Annotated in this window: 20 protein-coding genes; 8 read left to right on the forward strand and 12 right to left on the reverse strand. The window is 48.5% G+C overall.

Going from position 1 to position 23,494, the window contains the following annotated elements; translation table 11 throughout:
• Positions 1-43: 43 nt before the first annotated feature.
• From FQV43_RS09630 to FQV43_RS09645, 4 genes are all read right to left on the reverse strand, one after another.
• The gene (locus FQV43_RS09630; protein WP_144275043.1) at positions 44-1,546 is read right to left on the reverse strand and encodes a sodium:alanine symporter family protein; all 1,503 of its coding nucleotides are present in this window, start codon (positions 1,544-1,546) and stop codon (positions 44-46) included.
• Positions 1,547-1,692: 146 nt separating this feature from the next.
• Positions 1,693-2,604 carry a DUF5926 family protein gene (locus FQV43_RS09635; protein ID WP_144275041.1) on the reverse strand — a complete coding sequence of 304 codons (912 nt, stop codon included), beginning with the start codon at positions 2,602-2,604 and terminating at the stop codon, positions 1,693-1,695.
• Positions 2,605-2,642: 38 nt separating this feature from the next.
• Positions 2,643-3,335: a glycerophosphodiester phosphodiesterase family protein gene (locus tag FQV43_RS09640; protein ID WP_146340229.1), complete on the reverse strand. Its 693-nt coding sequence runs from the start codon at positions 3,333-3,335 to the stop codon at positions 2,643-2,645.
• A 13-nt stretch (positions 3,336-3,348) separates the two neighbouring features.
• Positions 3,349-4,884, reverse strand: coding sequence for a catalase (locus FQV43_RS09645; RefSeq protein ID WP_146340231.1), 1,536 nt, complete (start codon positions 4,882-4,884; stop codon positions 3,349-3,351).
• 222 nt (positions 4,885-5,106) lie between these two features.
• Between FQV43_RS09645 and FQV43_RS09650 the strand changes: the two genes are divergently transcribed.
• Positions 5,107-5,676 (forward strand): RNA polymerase sigma factor, encoded by a 570-nt coding sequence (locus tag FQV43_RS09650; RefSeq protein WP_144275036.1) that lies wholly within the window; start codon positions 5,107-5,109, stop codon positions 5,674-5,676.
• A gap of 5 nt (positions 5,677-5,681) precedes the next feature.
• Here the strand turns inward: FQV43_RS09650 and FQV43_RS09655 are convergent, their stop codons facing one another.
• From FQV43_RS09655 to leuA, 3 genes are all read right to left on the reverse strand, one after another.
• The gene (locus FQV43_RS09655) at positions 5,682-6,719 is read right to left on the reverse strand and encodes an aspartate-semialdehyde dehydrogenase (RefSeq protein ID WP_146340233.1); all 1,038 of its coding nucleotides are present in this window, start codon (positions 6,717-6,719) and stop codon (positions 5,682-5,684) included.
• Between the two features lie 77 nt (positions 6,720-6,796).
• Positions 6,797-8,062, reverse strand: coding sequence for an aspartate kinase (locus tag FQV43_RS09660; RefSeq protein WP_144275032.1), 1,266 nt, complete (start codon positions 8,060-8,062; stop codon positions 6,797-6,799).
• 197 nt (positions 8,063-8,259) lie between these two features.
• Entirely contained in the window at positions 8,260-10,080 is a 1,821-nt protein-coding gene (gene leuA, locus FQV43_RS09665; RefSeq protein WP_144275030.1) for a 2-isopropylmalate synthase, read from the reverse strand.
• Between the two features lie 305 nt (positions 10,081-10,385).
• Between leuA and FQV43_RS09670 the strand changes: the two genes are divergently transcribed.
• Positions 10,386-11,621: a glycosyltransferase family 39 protein gene (locus FQV43_RS09670; protein WP_146340235.1), complete on the forward strand. Its 1,236-nt coding sequence runs from the start codon at positions 10,386-10,388 to the stop codon at positions 11,619-11,621.
• On the opposite strand, the gene msrA is transcribed toward FQV43_RS09670, so the two are convergent.
• Positions 11,618-12,277: a peptide-methionine (S)-S-oxide reductase MsrA gene (msrA, locus tag FQV43_RS09675; protein WP_144275026.1), complete on the reverse strand. Its 660-nt coding sequence runs from the start codon at positions 12,275-12,277 to the stop codon at positions 11,618-11,620. The two genes, FQV43_RS09670 and msrA, sit on opposite strands and share 4 nt — an antisense overlap.
• A 204-nt stretch (positions 12,278-12,481) precedes the next feature.
• Here msrA and FQV43_RS09680 point away from each other — a divergent pair, with 204 nt between their 5' ends.
• The 4 genes from FQV43_RS09680 (at position 12,482) to FQV43_RS09695 (ending at position 17,104) form a co-directional block, all read left to right on the forward strand.
• The gene (locus FQV43_RS09680; RefSeq protein ID WP_146340237.1) at positions 12,482-13,087 is read left to right on the forward strand and encodes a superoxide dismutase; all 606 of its coding nucleotides are present in this window, start codon (positions 12,482-12,484) and stop codon (positions 13,085-13,087) included.
• Between the two features lie 208 nt (positions 13,088-13,295).
• Positions 13,296-14,303: an IS1595 family transposase gene (locus FQV43_RS09685; protein WP_146339836.1), complete on the forward strand. Its 1,008-nt coding sequence runs from the start codon at positions 13,296-13,298 to the stop codon at positions 14,301-14,303.
• Between the two features lie 360 nt (positions 14,304-14,663).
• A complete protein-coding gene (locus tag FQV43_RS09690) occupies positions 14,664-15,503 on the forward strand; it encodes an ABC transporter ATP-binding protein (RefSeq protein ID WP_144275022.1) in 840 nt (279 codons plus the stop codon).
• Between the two features lie 2 nt (positions 15,504-15,505).
• Positions 15,506-17,104, forward strand: coding sequence for a hypothetical protein (locus FQV43_RS09695; RefSeq protein ID WP_146340239.1), 1,599 nt, complete (start codon positions 15,506-15,508; stop codon positions 17,102-17,104).
• Here FQV43_RS09695 and FQV43_RS09700 read toward each other — a convergent pair.
• Positions 17,095-18,675: a TM0106 family RecB-like putative nuclease gene (locus tag FQV43_RS09700; RefSeq protein ID WP_146340241.1), complete on the reverse strand. Its 1,581-nt coding sequence runs from the start codon at positions 18,673-18,675 to the stop codon at positions 17,095-17,097. The genes FQV43_RS09695 and FQV43_RS09700 overlap by 10 nt on opposite strands.
• A 144-nt stretch (positions 18,676-18,819) precedes the next feature.
• Between FQV43_RS09700 and FQV43_RS09705 the strand changes: the two genes are divergently transcribed.
• Positions 18,820-19,452 (forward strand): DUF6474 family protein, encoded by a 633-nt coding sequence (locus FQV43_RS09705; RefSeq protein WP_146340243.1) that lies wholly within the window; start codon positions 18,820-18,822, stop codon positions 19,450-19,452.
• 23 nt (positions 19,453-19,475) lie between these two features.
• Here the strand turns inward: FQV43_RS09705 and FQV43_RS09710 are convergent, their stop codons facing one another.
• Both FQV43_RS09710 and FQV43_RS09715 read right to left on the reverse strand, forming a co-directional pair.
• On the reverse strand, positions 19,476-20,114 hold the full coding sequence (locus tag FQV43_RS09710) for a response regulator transcription factor (protein WP_144275015.1): 639 nt from the start codon (positions 20,112-20,114) through the stop codon (positions 19,476-19,478).
• 97 nt (positions 20,115-20,211) lie between these two features.
• Positions 20,212-21,450, reverse strand: coding sequence for a sensor histidine kinase (locus FQV43_RS09715; RefSeq protein WP_144275013.1), 1,239 nt, complete (start codon positions 21,448-21,450; stop codon positions 20,212-20,214).
• Positions 21,451-21,635: 185 nt separating this feature from the next.
• Between FQV43_RS09715 and yidC the strand changes: the two genes are divergently transcribed.
• A complete protein-coding gene (gene yidC / locus FQV43_RS09720) occupies positions 21,636-22,760 on the forward strand; it encodes a membrane protein insertase YidC (protein WP_146340245.1) in 1,125 nt (374 codons plus the stop codon).
• Here the strand turns inward: yidC and FQV43_RS09725 are convergent.
• Entirely contained in the window at positions 22,752-23,396 is a 645-nt protein-coding gene (locus tag FQV43_RS09725; RefSeq protein WP_144275009.1) for a TetR/AcrR family transcriptional regulator, read from the reverse strand. The genes yidC and FQV43_RS09725 overlap by 9 nt on opposite strands.
• Positions 23,397-23,494: the final 98 nt, after the last annotated feature.

Genomic DNA, 23,494 nt, shown 5'->3' on the forward strand with positions numbered 1-23,494 from the left:
CGCCTGAGCCTTGCTTGGTATGCACGCAGGTATGCGCTGTATGCTATGCGCTGGCGTGTTCTTTCTTGCGTTCTACCCAGAAATCAGCATTTTTAATGCCCAATGCCTCAGGATCGAAGTCAGGATCTTGCCCAGCTTTCTTTTGCGCCAAGTAATCTTTGAGCGCCTTATGCGCTGGCACTTGTAAGAACAGCACCGCAACGATATTGAGCCATGCAGTCGATCCCATACCGATATCACCTAGCGCCCAGGCATCACCTGCGCTGCTGGTTGCACCGACAAATACAGAGATAATCACCACGATACGCAGTGCCCAAATCAACCCACGACGCACCTGCGGATTCTTCACCCACCTATTGAGATAAGCGAAATTAACTTCCGCCATGTAGTAGTAGGCGAGAATCGTCGTAAAGGCAAAGAACACAATAGCTAGTGCCACGAAACTAGGTCCAATACCTGGGGCAAAGGAATCCAAGCCCGATTGCACAAAACCTGGTCCAACATCCACCCCTGCTGGCACACTACCAGGGTATATTACTGCACCATCTTCACTCTCACCGCGGAACACCTTATACATATCAGTGGAAATGATGATGAATGCTGTCGCAGAACACACAAAGAGCGTATCGACGTACACCGCAAAGGCTTGCACGAATCCCTGTTTCGCTGGATGCGATACCTCAGCCACTGCGGCCGCCTGTGGACCAGTACCCTGACCTGCTTCATTGGAGTAAATGCCGCGCTTGACACCCCACATAATCGCAACGCCTAACATTCCAGAGAAAGTAGCTTCAGCATTAAATGCCGACTTAAAAATAAGGCTGAATACGTGCGGAATCTCATTGAAGTTCACACACAGCACAACAAGAGCAATGATAATATACACCACTGCCATAAACGGCACGACAAGAGAGGCAAAGTTCGCAATACGCTTAACACCGCCGATAATAATGATCGCTACCACAAGGGCAATGAACACAGCGGTAATTTTCACATCCACATTCCAGGCATTCTGCACTGCAGTAGCAAGCCCATTAGCCTGAACACCAGGTAAGAAATAGCTGGTAGAGACAATCATGGCAATAGCAAAAAGGATAGCGTAAAACAACATAAACGGTGCTGCGGAGGTATGTCGATATGCTTTTTCAATGAAATACGCTGGACCACCACGATACTCACCAGTATCCGGATCTTTTTCCTTATAGATCTGCGCTAGGCAGCACTCCATGAAAGACGTTGCAGATCCCAATAATGCAACTGTCCACATCCAAAACACAGCACCTGGCCCACCGAAGGCAATTGCAGTGGCAACTCCGCCGATATTACCAACGCCAACGCGCCCAGCGAGAGAGATCATCAGTGATTGGAAAGAGGAAATACCGCTTTCTGATTTTTCGCCATTGACTAATTGCTTGAGCATATCGGGTATGCAACGAATTTGCAGAAACTTTGTGGATAAGGTGAAGAAGATACCAGCACCCAAGCATAGAAATACTAATGCTGGCGACCAGACAATCTCATTGACCTTAGCGATTATCTCCGACATGAACAGCTCCCTTCGTGATGACTATCACTCAACTACCCATTAACTATAGGGTTATAGATTTAATATAGCCATTTTCTACCCCTACCACTGCCCTCATAACAAAAAATGCCAGGGAAAACCCTGGCATAGCGTCGACAAGCATACACTTAGCGGATTGTTACCTGACGCGATTTGATATTTTCCAGCTGACGACGCTCATCAGCACTCAACTGCGCATCATTATCTATCTCAGCAATAATTTTCTCATTGAGCGCTTCCACATCAGCACGATAATCCGAAGGCTCACGCTGTGGATCAAGATCCCACACTGGCACCGCCAAACCATTAACTCGGAACACACCAGCAAACTTTGTCTCTGCACCCAATTTCAACTCACCACGAGCAGCAATACGCGCCAAAGCTCGCAAAAGCGTATCCTCATCTTCATTGCGCACCCAACGAATATGCGCCTTATCGCCTGGGTTAATCCACCACACCGAGCCTGGTACTTCAGCCTCAACTTTGCGAGAAGGCAAAATAGAATCATTGGCAGCCTGGATTGCCTGCGCATACTCAGGTTGCAGCTGAGAGCCCTCAGGAATCCACCAATTAAAATCATCTTTGACCTCAACCTTAAACTCCTGCTCAGCTACCAACAGTTCTGCAATATCTGGCTGAGTACCATCGGCAATACCCACTTCAAGAGTTTGAGCTGGTTGAGCAGTACGCACCCAGTCCAAAGCAAAAGCTAAATCACGATTAGGATTATGCGAGTGCTTTTGGGTTTGTAACGCCACAAACGCAGCACCCCCTACCTGCTCATCACGAACCAAAGCAGCACTACCACCAGGAAGTACCGTACAGAGATATACCTCACGCTCGACCCCTTTGACCTGCACTTTGGCCAGTGCCGCAGGCACAAACTCCTGCATTGCCACCAATTCTGTCTCAAATGGGAAGGAAGCATAAGGGCGATGATCCCGCTCTAATGCAGCACGCTGCGCTGCTCGAGCTGCCAACTTCGCTTGCCTGCGACTCATGCCTTCAGGCAGTTGCTCTTTCTTTTTCTTTTTAGCCATGCCTACCAATGTACCTGCTCGCTGGCATTATGTAAGCATTAGCCCAGCACGTCGAGAGCAATATCTGGAAAATCTGTAGCCATAACTTTGACTCCCCGATCACGACAATAGCGCATATCTTGAGGATCATTGACAGTATAAATGTAGGTTGGCTTTGCTTTTGCCCCGATAAGCTCTGGGCTGAGTTTTGCCCGCGCAATACTCATCCCTGCACCATGCGGACGAGAAAAGAATATATCTGTGGGATTGAGATTATGCTCCCAATGCCTGCGCAAATAAAAAGTTTCTATCTGTGGCGCCAATGCTGCCATGCGACGAACCATACTGTGCGAAAAGGAGATAACATGAATGCGCTCATCCGTTAATAGTTTGTGATGGCGCAAACAACTCGCGAGCTGGTGCTCTACTAGACGACCAGCCCGCGTGGGATGTTTAGGCTCAATATACAGGTGTTTTCCAGGATAAGAAAACACCATTTCGATGAGCTCATCGAGGGTAAGGACACCAGGATGCGTATCTTTAATCTCCTGCAGTGTGGCACTCGAAATGACAGTCCGCCGCCCCGATAAGCGCAGCAAATCCCTATCATGCACACAGACAATATGCCCATCACGGCTGAGCCGAATATCACATTCCACACCCGCGATCGGCAATTCTAGTGCCTTTTCGTAGGCAAGCGGACTCATTTCTGGGTATCGGCCACTAAAACCACGATGAGCAATAATGTGCATACCGTCGATAGTATTACTTCTTGGTCGCAAATACCTCTCGAACGCGTTGCCCTAATTGCTTATCGACGTTATCCCAATACTGGTACACCCGCTGTTCTACCTGCTCAGAAACACCAACCATCGCCCCAGCGATATTATGCGCTAGGCGTTCTTTCTCGCCCTCATCCATGACCTCACGGTAAAGAATTCCCGCCTGAATGAAATCATCATCGGCTTCATGCTTAACATATGCCTCACGCACCAGATCGGTACCGTGCGGGTCAGGATTAATGTAGAGGTCATGCGCCTGACCATATCCCACACCTGAGGAAGATGTTGCACCATCATCGAGATAACCAGCACCTTTATCAAAGCGATTAGGGCTATACACTGGCGCATCGGCCGGGTTGAACTCATAAGCCATAGCGCCTTCATGGGAATAAGTATTGACGGTGTTTATTGGCTTATTGATCGGAAGTTGGCGATAATTTGCCCCAATGCGATACCGCTGAGCATCGGCATAGGCGAACACACGAGCTTGCAACATTCTATCTGGTGATAGTCCAATACCAGGAACAAGATTGGATGGATCAAGAGCTAGTTGCTCAATCTGTGCAAAGAAATTATGTGGGTTGCGATTGAGAATGAAATACCCGACGTCGATAAGCGGATAATCCTGCTGTGACCAAGTTTTTGTGAGGTCAAAAGGATTGTACTTGTAAGTCTTTGCCTCCTCGAAAGGCATTATTTGCACTTTGACATCCCAGATGGGGTAATCGCCTCTTTCGATGGCATTGTAGAGATCTTCACGATGATGATCGGCATTCTTACCTGCCATTTCTTGAGCTTGTTCATCGGTGAAGCAGTCCCAGCCCTGGCGAGTCTTAAAGTGATATTTCACCCATACCGGTGTTCCTTGTGCATTGATCCACTGGAAGGTGTGCGAGCCAAATCCATCCTGGTGGCGCGAGGTTTTTGGTGTTCCCCGGTCCCCCATAAGATAGGTAACTTGGTGTGCTGATTCTGGTGTTCGGGTCCAGAAGTCCCATTGCATATCAGCATTGCGCAATCCGTTTGCACCCATGCGTTTTTGGGAGTGGATAAAATCTGGGAACTTTATGCCATCGCGCAAGAAAAAAGTTGGGGTGTTATTGCCAACGATGTCATAGTTGCCTTCTTTGGTCCAAAATCTTAAGGCAAAACCGTGCACATCACGCCAGGTATCTGGGGAGCCTTGTTCACCAGCGACGGTAGAAAAGCGTACTGCCATAGGCGTGACCACGCCTTTTTGGAATAACTGTGCTTTGGTATAGCGCGAAACATCCTCGGTGATGTGTAGTTCGCCAAAGGCGCCGTGGCCTTTTGCGTGTGGATTGCGCTCTGGGACACGTTCGCGATTGAAATGCGCTAATTTTTCAATGAGGTGAATGTCATTGAGCACATTAGCTCCTTGAGCGCCTTGGGTGATAGAGATATTTTCACTGGCTACTGGAGCACCATTATGGCGTGTGGTATGAGAAGATGTGGCTGGTATCTCCCCGTTGCTCAGAATTGGATCGACAGCTGACATTGTGCCTACAGCTCCTTCACTGATTATTCCATGACACTTATAGGTGAGTGTTGATTGATAGTTGTTACCTACTCACTCCAGCGTAGATTAAAAAGAAAAACCTAGCAAGCGATAAGAAATCATTAGGGTTGGCTTATATATCCCTCGATATTCCTCGCGGATAACAAGCAGAAAGCAAGCGGATGACAATCCGCCCCACCATACCTGCTAAAATCACTAACCATGACCGACGGCGATCACCGCACAGCACATGATAATTATGTCACCGAACTAGCCCTTGCAGCAGGCAAAGGCGATCGCCAAGCACTCAACACTTTTATCAAAGAAACACAATCCGACGTATGGCGGTTACTCGCCCACCTCGGCGGCGTCGACAGTGCCGACGACCTCACCCAAGAAACATATCTGAGAGTTATTAAGTCACTGCCACGCTTTGCCGCACGCTCCTCTGCCCGCACCTGGCTCCTCGCCGTAGCACGACGCGCATGGCTCGACAATATCCGCCACGACATGGCGCGCCCCAAAAAAGCTAGTGCCCAAGTAGAACACGTTAGCGCAATAAGCGAAGCCACATGGTCAGAATGGGTAGATATTCACCTACTTATCGACGACCTTCCCCCGGAGCGTCGTGAAGCACTTATTTTGACGCAAATACTGGGCTACTCCTACGAAGAAGCAGCAAAAATAGCCAATGTTCGCATTGGCACGATTCGATCTCGAGTAGCACGGGCACGCGCAGACATCATTGCTGCTGCGCACCCGAACCACACCCAAGAACGTAAACTCTCCTAATGCGATTAGCCCTGCACTAATAGCTCGGCAATCTGGATGGTATTCAATGCCGCGCCTTTGCGCAGATTATCACCCGAAACCACAAAAACTAAACCACGGTTATCTGCCACAGTTTGATCTTGGCGAATACGCCCCACCAAAGACTCATCACGGCCAGCAGCAGCCAGAGGCGTAGGCACATCGACAACCAACACTCCTGGCGCTTGCGCGAGAACCTCACGGGCTTGCTCTGGGGTAATCGCACGCTCAAATTGAGCATGAACTACCATCGTATGCCCAGTAAACACTGGAACACGTACACACGTACCAGCAACACTAAGATCTGGCAGACCCAAAATCTTACGAGACTCATTGCGAAGTTTTTGTTCCTCATCAGTCTCTAAAGAACCATCATCGACGAGATTCCCCGCAAAAGGCAACGCATTAAAAGCAATAGGTGCCACATAAGGACCAAGATCCTCCGGCTCTAACACACTACCGTCACGCACCAACTCAGCAGCACGATCACCAATCTGAGCAGTCTGCTTGAGCAATGTCTCAACACCAGCAATCCCAGAACCAGATACCGCCTGATAAGAAGCAACATGAAGAGTGCGTAACCCAGCCACATCATGCAATGCCTTTGCCACAGGCATCAATGCCATAGTGGTGCAATTAGGGTTAGCGATGATTCCCTTAGGCAAATGATCCTTATCTGCTGGGTTCACCTCGGAAACAATCAGCGGCACCTGCTCATCTTTGCGCCATGCAGAGGAATTATCCACCACAGTTGCGCCTGCCGCAGCAAAAAGTGGTGCATAGCGCTGAGACGTAGCACCACCAGCAGAAAATAATGCAATATCAATACCAGCCAATGAGTGCTCATCTTGAATTGCCACATCTTCAACTTCGATGTCCTCACCACGGAAACTCAAAGTTGTACCAGCAGAACGCGCAGAGGCAAAAAAACGAATAGCCTCACATGGAAAAGCACGCTCCTCTAGTATGTCGCGCATTACTCGTCCAACTTGCCCCGTCGCACCAACGATTGCAATGGTAACCATGTATAAAACTTCTTTCTGGCTCTAGCAGTTTTCTCGTATCTCTACTTGTATCTCTATGGGAATGCCTCTATAGGAATCTAGCGACCGGTACCAGCATAAACAGTAGCTTCTACCTCGCCGCCCAACTCAAAAGCATCATGGATAGCTCGTGCTGCTTCATCTAATTCAGACTCTCGAATCAACACCGAAATGCGAATCTCAGAAGTAGAAATCAACTCAATGTTGATACCTTTATCGCGCAATGCCTCACAGAACACTGCAGTCACACCTGGGTGCGATTTCATACCAGCACCCACCAAAGAAACCTTGCCGATTTGATCGTCGTAAAGGATATTTTGCCAATCACCTTTTTCTTTTAATGGGGTCAGCAACTCCATAGCGCGCGGACCGTCGGCACGCGGACATGTGAACGTAATATCTGTGCGGTTATCTTCCAACGAGGAGATATTCTGCAACACCATATCAATGTTAATCTCGGCATCAGCAAGAGCACGGAATACCGTCGCAGCAGCACCGGGCGAGTCTGGAATACCCAACACCGTAATTTTTGCCTCAGACTTATCAGTTGCCACACCAGTTAATACTGCTTCTTCCACAGGAATATCCTCCATTGAACCGGTCACCAACGTACCGGGATCATTGCTATACGACGAACGAACACGCAACGGCACCCCAAAAGCACGGGCATACTCCACGCTACGCAACACAAGAATTTTTGAGCCCACAGCCGCAAGCTCAAGCATCTCCTCAAAAGAAAGCTGCTCTAACTTACGCGCCTTAGGAACAATACGCGGATCAGCAGTATAAACACCATCAACATCCGAGTAAATTTCACACACATCCGCTTTTAAGGCAGCAGCAAGAGCCACAGCCGTAGTATCAGAACCACCACGACCAAGGGTAGTGATGTCCTTAGACTCACGATTAACCCCCTGAAAACCAGCAACAATGCAGATTTTTCCTTCGTCGAGAGCTTCGCGCACACGACCTGGAGTAACATCAACAATACGCGCATTACCATGGCGTTCTGTAGTAATCACCCCCGCCTGCGAACCCGTAAAGGATTGCGCCTGCGCACCAAAGGACTCAATTGCCATTGCCACCAAGGCATTAGAAATGCGCTCGCCTGCGGTAAGCAACATATCTAACTCACGAGCTGGCGGCACCGGATTAACTTGCGCTGCAAGATCAAGCAGCTCATCGGTGGTATCTCCCATAGCCGAGCACACAACAACGACATCATGCCCACGCTTTTTGGTCGCAACAATCCGTTCCGCCACTCGTCGGATTCGTTCCGCGCTCTCTAGCGAAGAACCTCCATATTTCTGCACCACAAGTGCCACCGGGCGACACCTCTTTCGGATTTCTCAACGATTCGTTCTTGTACATTCTTGTACTACTGAACTTTTATCGTACCTAATTTATCTTCCTCAGGATACCCAAAGTTATCCCTAAGACAGCAATCCCTGCGCATATAAAACACAAGCGGGCAGCCAAGAGCCTTAATCTGCTCTCTAGACTGCCCGCTACAAAACTCACCCTAGCTGCTCAAGCTACGATTCACCGCAGAGGTAATCGCCTTAAGCGACGCATAGGTAATAGAACCAGCAATCCCCACACCCCAAGCTAAGGAACCATTGACCTCAGCCAAAATATAAGCCGCTGCTTCTGCATCATCACCTGCTGCACGAGCGTGCTGCTCATAAATCTGCACATCGACGGCAATGCCTAAGGATTCAAGCGCATGAGCATAAGCAGCAACCGGACCATTGCCCCGACCCTCAACAACAACCTCTTTGCCTTCATAAATCAGCTCTGCCTTGATATGCGCCTCATCATTTTCATTACGAGCCGCTTCAACCTGCACCGACACTTGCTCTAACGGACTCGTACGATCCAAATATGCCTGGCTGAAAATATCCCACATATTCTTGGAATCTACTTCGCCGCCCTCAGAATCGGTCACTTCCTGCACAATGCTAGAGAACTCAATCTGCATTGGACGTGGCAAAGCCAAACCATGATCAGTTTTCATGATGTAGGCAACACCGCCCTTACCTGATTGGGAGTTCACGCGAATCACAGCCTCATAGCTGCGACCAACATCTTTAGGATCAATAGGAAGATAAGGCACCTCCCATTGTTCCTCACGCAATTCTTCCCACTTCACATCGGTATGCGTTGCTCCTGGACGCACTCGGGTTGCCATTGCGTCTAGACCCTTATTCACTGCATCTTGATGCGAACCAGAGAACGCAGTAAATACCAAATCACCACCATAAGGATGACGCTCTGGCACCCGCAACTGGTTGCAGTATTCCACCGTGCGACGAATTTGATCGATATCAGAAAAATCAATCTGAGGATCCACACCTTGGGTGAGCATATTCAGCCCTAAGGTCACCAAACACACATTTCCAGTGCGCTCGCCATTACCGAAAAGACAACCCTCAATGCGATCAGCACCTGCCAGATAACCCAACTCTGCAGTAGCTACACCGGTGCCGCGGTCATTGTGTGGGTGCAAAGACAAGATGATACTGTCTCGTCGGTTAAGATTGCGGTGCATCCATTCAATAGAGTCGGCGTACACATTAGGGGTGATCATCTCGACGGTGGATGGCAAGTTAATAATCATGGGATTTTCTGGAGTAGGATCCATGATCTCTACCACTGCATCACATACTTCTTTGGCATAGGCTACTTCCGTGCCAGTGTATGATTCTGGCGAGTATTCCCAGCGCCAATTGGTTTCTGGGTAGTCCTTGGCGATTTCTTTAATTAACTCCGCTGCGTCGGTAGCTAATTTTTTGATAGCGTCCTTATCTTTGCGGAACACCACTCGACGCTGCAAAATCGACGTAGAGTTATAGAAATGCACAATCACGTTCTTGGCACCTGCGCACGCCTCAAAGGTGCGGCGAATCAAATGCTCACGAGCCTGCACTAGAACCTGAATCGTGACATCATCGGGAATCATATTCTGCTCGATAATCTCACGAACAAAATCAAAATCTGTTTGAGAAGCCGAAGGAAACCCAACTTCAATTTCCTTGTAGCCCATTTTGACCAACAAATTAAACATTCGACGCTTACGCTCTGGGCTCATTGGGTCAATCAATGCCTGATTACCATCGCGCAAATCTACTGCACACCACTGTGGTGCGGTAGTAATTTTTTTATCTGGCCAGGTACGATCCGGCAATACAATATCTTCTACTTCATCAGCAAAGGCTTGATAGCGTTTAACTGGCATAGCAGAATTGCGCTGCTTATTCCATGCAGGTTGTCCAGGGGCACGATCTCCGGCTGGAGTAGTGATATCTGCTGGCGCGGAGATAAAAGAATCAGAAGGGGTCATTGTGATTAGTCCTCAAAAGTTTATAGAAAACCACGACCGGCATACACAAAACCCCGCGACGGGGTGCCAGCCGTGAAAATATCTTAGACCTGTGACCCGCCGCGGCAGCTAAGGAGAAGTAATCCGTAGTACACGCGGGAATACATAAGACACATAGTACACATAATTCTATGCACACGTAATATCAGTAGCAAAGCACAAGCAATGGCATTAGACTACAAACGCTGTATGAGCGCATATTGTGCGGTCACTTTACGAGAGAGAATTTGCTGAGAAAGCACTTTGTTTTAATGAAAAACACATCTATGACATCGAATACGCCCACCACAGACGCAGTTCCGTCATCTTCTTCGCGTTTAGCTACATCGCATACCACACGCTCATGGCCGAGCTATCTGGATAATCTGCGCGCGATGAATAAAACTGTCAGGTATTGGTGTAGCGCTGCCGGATTATTCCTGTTCAGCACCCTCATTCATCTCCTCGTCCTTTCTTGGGTGAATACTGGTCACGCCCGCAGCAGCAATGTTGATCCCACGCCCCTCAAGGATTTATTAAAGATGTGGGATGGTGAACATTATGTTGCACTAGCCCAACTTGGCTATGTAACTCCCCCACAATCAGGAGGCGACGGTTTATCAATAGAGGAAACACGCTTTGCATTCTTTCCAGGTCTGCCTGCACTTATCCGCCTATTGCACTTCTTCGGGCTCGACTATATTCCGGCAGGAGTTATTCTGTCCACTGTATTCGGGATTATCCTTACCGCCGGCATACTATTTTTAGTTGATCATCTTGGTGGTTCCTCTGCCGCACAACTTAGCGCTGCTCTCTTGGTGTTGGGAGCACCTATGTCCCTGACTTTCACCATGGTCTATACCGAAGCACCTTTTATGGCATGCAGCATGTGGGCACTCTATGCGATGTGTCGTCGCCAGTGGTTTTCTGCTTGTCTGTGGGTTTTTGTTTCCTGTTTCTTTAGACTCACCGCCATCGACCTATGGCTGACACTTATACTGGTTATTTTTATCTATGCCCGCACGCAATGGCGCGTATGGGCATGTGCCTGCGCAGCGCTTGCCCCCTTGGTTGTGTTTATTGCTTATGCTTCTGCGCAGACTCGTGACTCTGGTGGTTATTTCGGACTTCAGAACAAAGGCTGGAATTCCCATTTTGATTTTGGAGTTGCCACCTGGAAGTGGCTGCGCGAAACTCTCAGTTCCTCAGAAAACTTCGGATATGTACTGAGCAGTTTGTGCATTATCGCTGCGATTATCACTGTTTTTAGTAGCTTTCGACGCATCCCCTGGCCGCTATGGATCTTTGGCACGGGGATCGTCGCAAATATCGTGCTGTCCGATGGCATCATGCACTCACGACCACGACTACTCCTGCCGGCAATTATCTTATTGCTGCCAGTCACGCTTTACATTGGCAAATACGCCTCTCGACGCAGCCTTATTCTTGCAGGCGCTGCATGGCTGTTATTGGGCAGCTGGCTTGGCGCGCATATGCTCGTTATTTTCGAGTATGCCATCTAAGCCAAGCGGCACGCTACGCCTGTAGAGTGATGCGGACAATAGCCATCAGGCACTTTGTGCAGATATTGCTGATGTTCTTCCTCTGCCAGGTAATATGTGCCTGCCGGGGTATCAGCTAGCACCGCTACTTCTGTCGTAATATCGCCAAAACCAGCCGCAGCCAATTGTGGCGCATACTGACTGATAATTTCTCGAGCACGCTCTGCTTCTTCAGCAGTGTCGGTATACAGAGCTGAACGATATTGAGTACCCACGTCATTACCCTGGCGATACCCCTGGGTTGGGTCGTGAGCTTCAAGGGCGCGTACCACCAAGTCCTCAAAGCTGATACGCGCTGGATCATAGACAACCTCTACTACTTCAGCGTGGTTTGTTTTGCCGGTACAGACTTCCCGATACGTGGGGTTAGGGGTAATACCACCTGCATATCCCACGGATGTGGCTTCTATGCCTTCGATTTCCCAGAGCATTTTTTCCGCGCCCCAAAAGCATCCAATACCGATGAGTAATCGTCGCTGCTCTGCACGCCACGGCCCGGTAATAGGTGTGCCTAATACTGCATGGGGTGCCGGGTCAGTCACAATTGCTTCTCGACGACCAGCCAATGCTTCTTCAGCGCTTACTAATTCTGGTGCTTTTCCATAAATCCATCCCATGTGGCTACTCTACGCCTTATATAACCCTCTCCACATATTTCCTTGCCATGAATGTGAATTAATATCGTTGCCTAACCTAGTCGGCATATCCCTTGATATCCCTTGCCAATTTTTTCGCACCCCCCTACCATTGGAATCATTGTGCATGAGTTACACATGCACAGCCTTAACATACATGAACCTTAGGAAAGGGAAAACCTCATTATGGCTACCTATGAATTGCCTCAGCTTGACTATGCATATGACGCGCTAGAGCCACATATCAGTGCAGAAATTATGGAGCTGCACCACACCAAGCACCACCAGAATTATGTTAATGGTGCAAACGCTGCCCTAGAGAAGCTAGAGCAGGCTCGTAAAGATGGTTCTATCGCTGCCGTTGTTACTGCTTTGTCTAAAGATTTAGCGTTCAACCTGGGCGGACACACTAACCACTCTATTTTCTGGAAGAATCTTTCTCCTCAGGGCGGCGGTGAGCCAACTGGTGAACTCGCTGAAGCTATTGAGCGTGATTTTGGTTCTTTTGCTCAGTTCAAGGATCACTTCAGCGCTGCTGCTTTAGGTTTGCAAGGTTCTGGCTGGGCGGTATTGGGCTATGACCGCATTGCTAACCGCCTCGTTATTGAGCAGATGACTGATCAGCAAGGCAACCTTTCTGTTAATCTCACTCCACTTCTTATGCTCGATATGTGGGAGCACGCTTTCTACCTGCAGTACAAGAATGTTAAGGCAGATTATGTTAAGGCTGTCTGGAATGTATTTAACTGGGAGGATGTTGCAGCTCGTTTCGCAGCGGCAACCGCACAGTAATTTCTAACTTTCTATCACCCCCATCTTCGTACAAAAATGAAGATTGGGGGTTTCTCCTATCTAAGACAACCTGCTTTTAGCAGCACTAAAAAATAAAGCCCCCCCCCCAGGGGTAATGCCGATATGCTGTGTTCTACCAAAATTGACATCGAACATAACAACGAACACCCCGTTCTTCATGTCGGGGGAGGTTTTTACAATTTAAGACATGACAACCACAGACATCATTAACCAAGTCAAAGAGATAATTTCCACAGTCACACCAGAAGAACGACAACACTTGATTGAACAGCTGGAGCAGTTGTTTCACGAGCCAGAGTATGGTGAGATTCTGTCACAATGTCCACGCTGCGAGTGTGATTCCGTTGTGCGCAAAGGCACATCAAAGGGCGGGCAACGCTATTTGTGTAAAGGGTGCCAGCGCACCTTTGGACACTCCACAAACAAAGTTCTCAAAACCTCCAAACTGTCTTTAGAGACATGGAGGAAGTTCGCTGAATGTTTTATCGACGGTGTAAGTGTTCGTCGTAGTGCCGAACGCTGCGGGGTTGCTGTTGCCACTGCTTTCTTTATGCGGCACCGTGTTCTTGAGCTGGTTGAGAAAAATGCTAAAAAAGTTACGGTGAACAGGGGAAACTTAGCTTATATCGATGAAACGTTTTTCCCTATTAACTATAAGGGGGCAGCTGTGCCTGATGGTGTTAAAGCTAAAAAGCGCGGCGGGTTAAGGAAGGGGAAAAGTCAGTCAAGGTTGTTGGTTTGTGTGGTTATGGGCGTGACATCTACGGGAAGTATTTTCCATCAAATTGCTGGATACAGTAGTATTTCTAAAAATACCGCCCGCCTAGCCCTTGGTGACATTGTTACGTCTGGTTGCACTGTTATCACGGACAAAGGTTCAGGCTATGTTTCAGCGCTAGAAGAACTTGGTGCTACCCACAGGGCTTATCATTCTAAAGATGACCGCGGCAAACTTGCGCCAATCAACGCACTGCACTCTAAAACCAAACGGTTTATGAGGCGTTTTAGCAGTGTCGCCTCCAAGAACCTACACCGCTATCTATCATGGATGGAATGGATCGACAACAACACAGAACGTGAAACGCTGGATATTCTACGCCAATCCACATACACAGTTCATCGTTGCTCTATGAATAGTGAGCATATCCCACCAATGGATGATCTAACACGACGAACCATTACAGGCATGATGTAGCACGTAAAACGCCATAAACAAAGCTGGTTAATGTGCAGGAATCCTTGCTGGGATAAATGGTTGTGATACGTGGTAACTACACAACGTTATAGAAGCAATCATAGGTATGCGAAAAAAGGGAATGCCTAAAGCATTGAGTATCAATACAGTGCCTGCGCCAACCCACCGTTGGGGTTTAATGCCCTCCTTTTAGCACCAATCATATTATTAGGTTTCGGCAACTCTTGGGCAGTTGCGGTAATTGTTTCTCGTTCAATCACTGTTCGTGCAGGTGAGGGGGTTTATTGTTAGTCTATGTCAATTTTGGTAGAACACAGCAATGCCGATATCCCTCAAGAACTTCCGATATTATCGGAGGTTATGACGATCAATCACACACTCAATACCCCTCAGGATAGCCACCCGAACGCTGCGCTATCTCTACGTAATCTCACAAAAAATTATTCCGGGCATTTAGCAGTTAATAACCTTTCCCTCGACATCCCCCGCGGCAGTTTCTATGGCATTGTCGGCCCTAATGGAGCTGGCAAAACCACCGCCTTGATGATGGGCACCGGAATGCTCGAACCTTCACAGGGAAATGCGTGGGTATGCGGGCACCCACTGTGGGAAAAGGCTCCGCAAGAAGAAATCCTGGCAGCAAAACAATCCTATGGCCTGCTTGCCGACGGCCTGCCCGTCTTTGACCGACTCAGCGGCAAAGAATACTTAGAATATCTTGGCTATCTGCGTGGACTGGGTACTAAAGAGATTCAGACCCGGTCGGAAGAATTACTCCTCGCCCTTGATCTCCAAGATGCAGGTAAGAAATACATTGTGGATTATTCCGCAGGTATGACCAAAAAGATTTTGCTTGCTGCTGCTCTATTGCACAGCCCTGAGGTATTGATCCTCGACGAGCCACTAGAAGCCGTCGACCCTGTATCAGCGCAAATTATTCGCCAGATTCTTCACCAGTTCGTTTCCGCTGGCGGCACTGTGGTGATTAGCTCTCATGTGATGGAATTGGTGGAAAATATCTGCTCACACGTCGCCATTATTAACAAAGGTACGGTACACGCTGCCGGCACTCTCGACGAAGTCCGCAACGGAATGTCATTGACCGATCGTTTCGTTAATGCAGTTGGTGGCAAGACCCTAGCAGATGGCAGCCTGGGCTGGCTCAACCATGCACAACCAGCAGCAGAACACGAGGAATAATCATGAGTATCACACGCACTTTATTAAAACTGCAGCTTACTCTGTGGTGGCGTTCCGTCTCTACCCAAGCAGTCATGCTGCTGCTTTCCTTGCTTCAAGCAGGATCTCTCATTTTAACCACCCTAGCGTTCGGATTTTTTAGCTACTTCTCCCTTGTAGAAGACAAAAACATAACTGTTTTCATTAGCGTTATGGCACTAGGTACATTGGTATATCTATTTGCAGCTTTCGTGTTACCTACTGGGGAATCCCAACCCGATCTAAGTGTTTTTGCACCACTACCACTGACCGCAAAGCATATTTTTCCTGGCTATACCATTGCGTTATTCCTCCAAACCCGCAGCATTACCGCCACGATTAACACCATCATCATGATGGTCATGGGAGCCTTGGGGTTTTCTCACGTGCACGGTGCTCTAGCAGCCCTACTATGGTGTTTAGGTTGCATAGTGCAATTGGTCATTACGGTTCTCCTTGGCGAAACACTAGCCGCCACTTTGACTACCAGCATTGGCTCTGGCAAGCGTGAAACACTCAACTTGATTTTGGGTGTGGTATTCATCGTCATTATTCTCGGTGGTGCTTTCTTAAGTAATGTCGGGATTAGCACTGGGGCACAGAACGTAATGTCAATGGCTCTTTCCGGAGTTAAGACCATCGGGGAATGGACACCGCTGGCCATCGCCGTTGCCACAGCTGCGCATTTACCGCAAACACCTGTGCTGGGCGTCGCGATGCTAATCCTCACTGTGATTTATGTGGCAGCAATTTTCTACCTATGGAAGGAATACTTACGCCGCGGTTTGACTCAGGTTTTGTCCGAGGGCAAGGACAGCGGTCGTGACGCAAAAAATTCTTCTTTGCTCCTACCTTCGCTACCAGCCACTACCCGCGGTGCACTCTACTCACGATACATTCGGTATCTCGTCCGCGATAAGCGCCTGCTCTACTCCATGCTGGTGTACCCATTGGCTATCATTTTTTATATTGGTGTTGGCCTATCCGCTAGTGATGTTGGGCACTTCGCCTGGATTGGCTGCTATTTTTCCAGCGTATTCGCTTTCCTTATGATCAGTAACACGCTAGGATTCGACGGCCCCTCAAATTGGGTACATATGTCTGCGGGAATACGTGCTCGTGACTTATTACAGACTCGTGCACGAGTGCTTATCGTAATCAACACTATTGCCATCATCGTTTTCACCAGTATCGTTGGCGCCTTCAAGGGCTTTAACGTCGTGTGGGGCATTAACACTTTCATGGCACTGTGCATTATGTTCTTCTCTACCGCACTCGGCTGTTATCTGGCAGTCAAGTTCCCAGAACCAACGAATAAACCAGGCAGCAATCTCTTTAAGGCAAGGCGCAGCAAAAACCTCGCGTCTCTCCTAGGACTCGTGCTCATTATCGCCTTCTCATTACCAGCAATCGCGTTGCTTATCTTCGGCTATAAGTTGGATTCTTCCGCTTTGCTCTGGGCTGGACTAGGCGCAGAACTCATCATCACAATATGCGTATCTTTTTTCGCAATGCGTATGGCAGCCACAGCACTGGATACCTCCTGGCATAGGGTCTTTGCGCGAGTCAAAAACTATAACTGAGCCACCACTTGTTCTACCTGCGATAAGAGCGGTACACCAGGCGCGCCTTGGGCGAGCCAATGGCGTACTGCTCTTGTTGCTTTGCAATCGTCGCCATTGTAGCTCAGTAGCATTTCCTTAGCTTGCTGTGGCGCTACGGCGCTATCCATGCCTATATCCATGCCTATTGCTTGGCGGTAAAGATTCATGCTCTCTTCGCCGTCAACGCCCTGTTCTCGCCATTGAAAACCTGCGATAGGTGCTACTTGTTTGAGCCCTAGCCCATGCGAGCCGGCAAGATATTTTTTCACATAGGCAAACACATCTATCCACTGGCTCGAACTGATAAATTCTTGTATCTCCTGTGGATGTGGCACTCCAGGCACTACGCCATAAAAGCGTTTGGCGCTAAACTTCAGCCAATGATTTTCTCCATGCGCGGAGTAGCAAAAAACCCCAAAACTTTTTCCCGCCGCTTGTGCTTCAGCGCGTTGAGTACATAGCCATTGCCAGAATTGGGCAAAATTATGCCCTTCTGCCTCTGTGCCCACCTGCTCCCATAAGGAGAAACAACGATAGTGGTTGCCGTCGTAAGTTCCCCATAAATAGGCGCCTTGATCTAGATACGCTTCCACATCAATGTCGATTTCTACGTCGAACTGCGCAATACTATTGCGGTCGGTCAAAGTATCTCGTTTTAGCACCTCAATGCCAGTGCGCCACGCATAAGCCAGCACGGAATCTTCACCCTGATCTGCCCTAATGAGCTCCTCGACGGTGTTAATTCCTCGCTTTTGATATTTGCGAGCCAGATCCCCGCTCAGGAATAAGGACAAATCATCAGCCGCTATCAGTTCTGCCTCGCATTGGTGCCAGAACCGACATCCTGCGCATTCTCGTACTCGGTGAGGGCGAGTGGGAGTTGGTATTGCCAGAGCGCGGTCTAGTCCTTGTTGGAAAAAGTCAGTGTTGAGCAAAAACACCAAGGTGGAGTCTTGGCCGATCAGACCACCACGATGGCAGCTCAGCCCCATATCGGTTAAGGCACGGTCTGCCATAGCAAGCCGGAATGAGTCGATGGCATGGTTTTTGAGCCGATAGTGCGCCCATGCGGAATTGCCTAAGCCTAATCGCTTAGTTGCTACTACTTTCACTTTCGACGTCGGGTCAGGGCGCGCAACCCGATGGTGGGAGATAACCACTGGATAGTAGCTTCCATCTTTGCGACGCACCAAGGCAGCTACCTCTACTCGCATTTTTTGCTGATAGGCACTATTAACCTGTGGTTCTAGCGTCTCTAGCACTGCGTGCGTGATGATATGTGCCCCTGCGGCAATGGCTTCGAGCGTGTCAAAGAATCGCAACTGGGCACTTTTTTCTTTATCCAAATCTATCCTGAGAAAATGGCGATTATCGCCTAATTGAGGTTTGAGAGGAAGAAGATCAAACACGCTCTGAGCTGCACTGGCATGACGCTGTTTGCGCTGGATAGCTGCGGTAGTTGCCGCTATATGCGGGTAGCGTTGTTTTTGCACCAAACGATAGCGACACCCTACTAGATTATCGGGGGTCAGAAAGTCATCGGTGCACACAATTTATCTAGCATAACTGCTTACCTCGGTTCCAAGCTAATGAAGACCACAGCATTTATGAATATAATGAATGAGGTATTAGGTACTAGCTACCCGTGGCTATTGCGGTTTTAGCAAAATAACTCAGGAGTTGTGATCTTTTCTATGGGACTACTAAAGAAAGCACGTAAAAAGCGCGCGCAGGCTAAGAAAGAGCTAAAAGTGGCTAAGTCACGTGCACGTCAAGAAGTAAAATCAGCTGCAAAATTAGACCTCAAGCGCGATAAATTGCTTGCTAAACAGGAAAAGCACCTACTCAAAGAAGAGAAAAAAGGGCTAAAAGCAAAGCGTAAGCATGAAAAAGGACTTGCGAAAACTGAGTTAGAAAAACTCAAAGCAGGACAATTCAATAAAGACACTGTGCTGCGCTATTCCGGTGCTGCACGTACCTTAGCACCGTTTATTCTGCCGCTACTCTACCGTGGTGTTGTTGCTGTGCGCGGACAACTCGACGCAAAGCGTGCCCAGCGTTTGGGAATCAGCAGTGAAGAACTAGGGCAATTCTCTGGTCATGGTGCCCCGCTCAAGGCACGTATTCTCAAAATGCGTGATCATGTCAAAACTACTCAGTTAGCTCCTGGCTTTATTCAGGATGTGCACGATCGCCTTGATGAGCTTAGTGCTGCTGTCGATAATGCGGAATATATGACTACCGAACAGCGTAAACGCGCGCACCGCAGTATTGCTGCTGAATTAGATGCGCTCGCTCGTGAGATTCAGCATAAACTCACTAAATAAGCCACTGGCTTACGACCAAGGGTCTAGAGCACGCCTTGTTCACGCGCTGCGGCCACTGCTGAGGTGCGTGAACGCACGCCTAGTTTGTCATAAATATGTACCAGATGGCTCTTTACTGTTGCTTCTGAGAGCAAGAGGAGCCTGCCAATATCGCGGTTCGACGAACCTGAGGCAACCAATTTCAACACTTCTAGCTCACGCGGGGTCAACGAGGTTCGCGGGGCGCGGACTCTGGTCATCAAGCGGTTAGCTACCGTAGGTGAGAGTGTGGAATCGCCTTCAGCGGCAGATCTTACTGCCGCTAGTAGTTCTTCTGGTGGTGCATCTTTGAGTAGGTATCCCAATGCGCCTGCTTCAATTGCCCCCAGAATATCAGCATCGGTGTCATAGTTTGTGACCACCAGCACATGAGGTGGCTTATGCATAGTGCGCTTAATCTCCGCTGTGGCATCCGCCCCCGACGCTAAACGCGTTCCTTCCACACCAGCGCCAAACCGTAGATCCATGAGAATAACATCAATGCCTCCTGCTTGTGCTGCAGAAATAGCTGCTTCTGCCGTTGCGACTTCTCCAATGACCTCGATATCCTCTGCGCTTTCTAATACCGCACGCAGTCCCAAGCGAACTATCTCATGGTCGTCGGCAAGCAAAACTCTAATCATCTGCTGTAGTACCACCTTTCGCACTAGCTATATCATTATTTAGTTTAGCCACTTAGGTCGCAAAAGAATGACTTAGTGACTGTGGCACTGGCAACTTTTACGCCTCCACCGGCAATGCAACCGAAATAGCTGTCCCCTCCCCAGGCGTGGACTCCACCACCAAATTTCCGCCCTGCTCCTGGGCGCGCTGCCGCATGGCAGAAATACCGATATGCCCTAAACCTGCAGGTTGTGCTGCTAATTTTTCCGGATCAAACCCCTGCCCATTATCGACAACATCCAACCGCACTTCATCCTGAGCATAACTGAGAGTCACATGGCATAAACTCGCCTGCGAATGTTTTGCCACATTCCCCAATGCCCCCTGAGCAATCCTGAGCAACGCCGCCTCTGTGCGCATTGGCAATTGCTGTTCTTCTCCCTCCACCTCGATAATGACCTCGGGGCCAACAATATGCTCTGCAGCACGATGCAATGCCCCCTCCAAAGAGGTTTTAGATAATGCAGCAGGTTGCAAAGCTGCAATCATTGCGCGCGCCTCAGAAAGATTATCTGCCGCTGTTCGACGCGCCAATGCCATGCGCTCTAGTGGTGCTTTTTGTTCTTGTTGACTCAAGGAAGATTTCTTAATCTCCTGCTCAGCAACTCGTAATAACATCTGAATGCTCGATAATCCCTGAGCAAGCGTGTCATGAATTTCGTGTGCGATACGTTGACGTTCTGAAGCAATACCAGCAGCACGTTCAGTTTCTGCAAGTTGTTGTTGGGTTTGCAATAGTTGTTCAATCAGGCTTTCGCGTTCTCTGCTTGCTTTCCACAATGCCTTAAAAGTCAGGTGGATACCGATGCACACCAGGGCAGATACTGCCGGACCCATAATTGCACCGATAGTCAAATGTGGCCACTGGCTAATAATTGCCACCAGCATTGCGCCAAGCACACCAATGATTCCACGCGCATCTGGCCATAGTCGCAAGCATAAAAAGAATATCGGGAACACGAGATACACCGAAACTGGGATAATCGGCAGCATAATGATCCAAACGATCAACACAATAACCATGCTGACCAGTGGTTGCCATGCATATCTATTCTGGATAATGCAGCTGGTATAAGCGGCAATGAATAAGGTACACAGCAGTACCCCAAGAAGCGCAACAGAGCGTTCGACGCCCACCAATGCCCCTAAACTTGCCATGATCAGCACAGCGGTGAGGATATTCATGGCTCGCTTAAAGTTGGCTGCTCCTGGCTGCGCATCATAATTATGCGCTGTGATATCAGTATCAGCGATATTTTGGGTGACTTTTCGCAGTGGTGCCACACTAATGTGCATGGACTATCCTTTTCTTTTGGGTTTTTCTGTTCCCTCGGCAAGTCGAACTATGCTGCCTCTATTCTATTGGGGATATGTGCCAGGTAAAAACGTGCTTTGGAATTTCATTTTGCATCTTATATACGTTGTTATGGTGTGAGCTGCACGCTATTATCGCTTAGGGAAGAAAGGATCTATGAGCTACCATGCTTGAAGTATTTGCATACCCAGTCTCAGGTGTGATGAAACTGTGGCATTTACTTCTCTTCCATGTATTTCATCTCGATGAAAACCACGCATGGTTGCTGTCAATTTTCGGCTTAGTCATCACAGTGCGTGGTCTTATTGCGCCATTATCTTGGCTGCAACTACGTGCTGGACGCATTAGTGTGCTTATGCGCCCAGAGCTGAGAAGATTACAAGCCGAATATGCACGCAATCCGACTGAAAAGAATCTACGCCTGCTCAAGCATAAGCAGCATACGATTAAGGCAGAAAATAACTACAACCCTGCCGCCGGTTGTTTACCGATTTTCATTCAGATACCGGTTTTTTTGGGATTGTACCGCGTCGTCAAGCGTGTTTCTACTGTTAGCGATAATACTCACGCGACGCAAAACGTTGGTATGCTCAGTAACAATGATGTGAATGCGTTTTTAGCCACAAAACTCAGTGGAATGCCCTTATCGGCTTTTCCACGGATGGGTACAGAACGCCTTGCAGAATTAGGCACCTCTGTCGCTGAGGTTCGACATTTTCTCCTGCCGTTAATCATACTGGCCTGCATTTTTACCACTACTAATATCTTGCTTGCTCTAGTACGTAATTCTTATGCTCTCGATCATGGATCACCGGTGGCAATCTACCTCAATCGCATTGTGATATGTATTCTTATTGCTGCACCACTGCTTTTGCTCAGTGCTGGTCTTGGTGGTGCGGTGCCCATTGCCGTTGCTCTGTATTGGGTGAGTAATAACCTGTGGACAACCGCGCAAAATATCACACTCTATTCCATTATTCGCATTAAATATCCTTATGGTTCCGAGCATTTTCAGGCACAAGCTGCCGCAAAAGAGCAGCGCGCAGCTTATCTGCGGCAAAAGAAGGAAATCAATAGTTATCGTCGTATTTTAGGGCTTGCCGGCATTGTCGATCCGCAAGCGCGAGCAGAATATCGCCAGTTTTATAAAAAATTGCGGGAACACAAAAAGCAGCTTAAAACGGCGCACAAAGAGTATCAGCGCCAACATTCAGCTGCATATAAGCAGTACAAGGCAAAACCGCCCAAAGATTATACTGGGCGGCACCGTAGACCTGAGGAATCAGATTGAGTAATCGACCGGTGGAGCCGATAAAGACATGAGGGCGAGGTCGCGCGCAATGTTTAATGGCTCAATTGAATGTGCAAGCTGTGCTCCTGCTAATCCACCATCAAGGAAAATAAGTATTTGCTGAGCCTGACTGGTGCCAGGATAACCATTTTTTTCTTCAAGCAATTGTGCAATAGTATCCAAGCACCATTGTCGATGAGCGGTTGCTGTGGCAACGATTGCTTTCTCACTATCCGCCTCTGGGCACGGGTATTCATTTACTGCACTGCGAAATAGAGAACCACGGAAGTCTTTTTGCGGTTCTTCTTCAATGCACTGATCGAAGAAAGCAAGGATTTTATCGCTCGGATTCTCCATATCCTCGATGCGCTTTGCATAACGGGCACGCCACTGTTCGTCGAGTTGCTGCAAATAGGCGATGACCAGTGCATCTTTAGAGCCAAAGAGTGAGTAGAGGCTGGCTTTTGCCACATCCGCTTCACGCAGAATGCGATCAATTCCTACTACGCGTATTCCTTCTGTGGTGAAAAGGGTGGTGGCACTATCTAAAAGTCGCTGCCTGGGGCTGGGACGATTCCGACGGCGACCAGCATTACCTGATGATCGACCACTCTTTTTTGCCTTTTCCTCAGCCACTGTATTTCTCAATCCCTTTCATGCCGCACCCAAAAGAACACTGTGGACACAGCAATCTTATATGAACTATCCACAGTGTTCTAGTTTATAGCGACAGA

The organism is Corynebacterium sp. sy039, assembly GCF_007904105.1.
In the GTDB taxonomy this organism is placed as follows: domain Bacteria; phylum Actinomycetota; class Actinomycetes; order Mycobacteriales; family Mycobacteriaceae; genus Corynebacterium.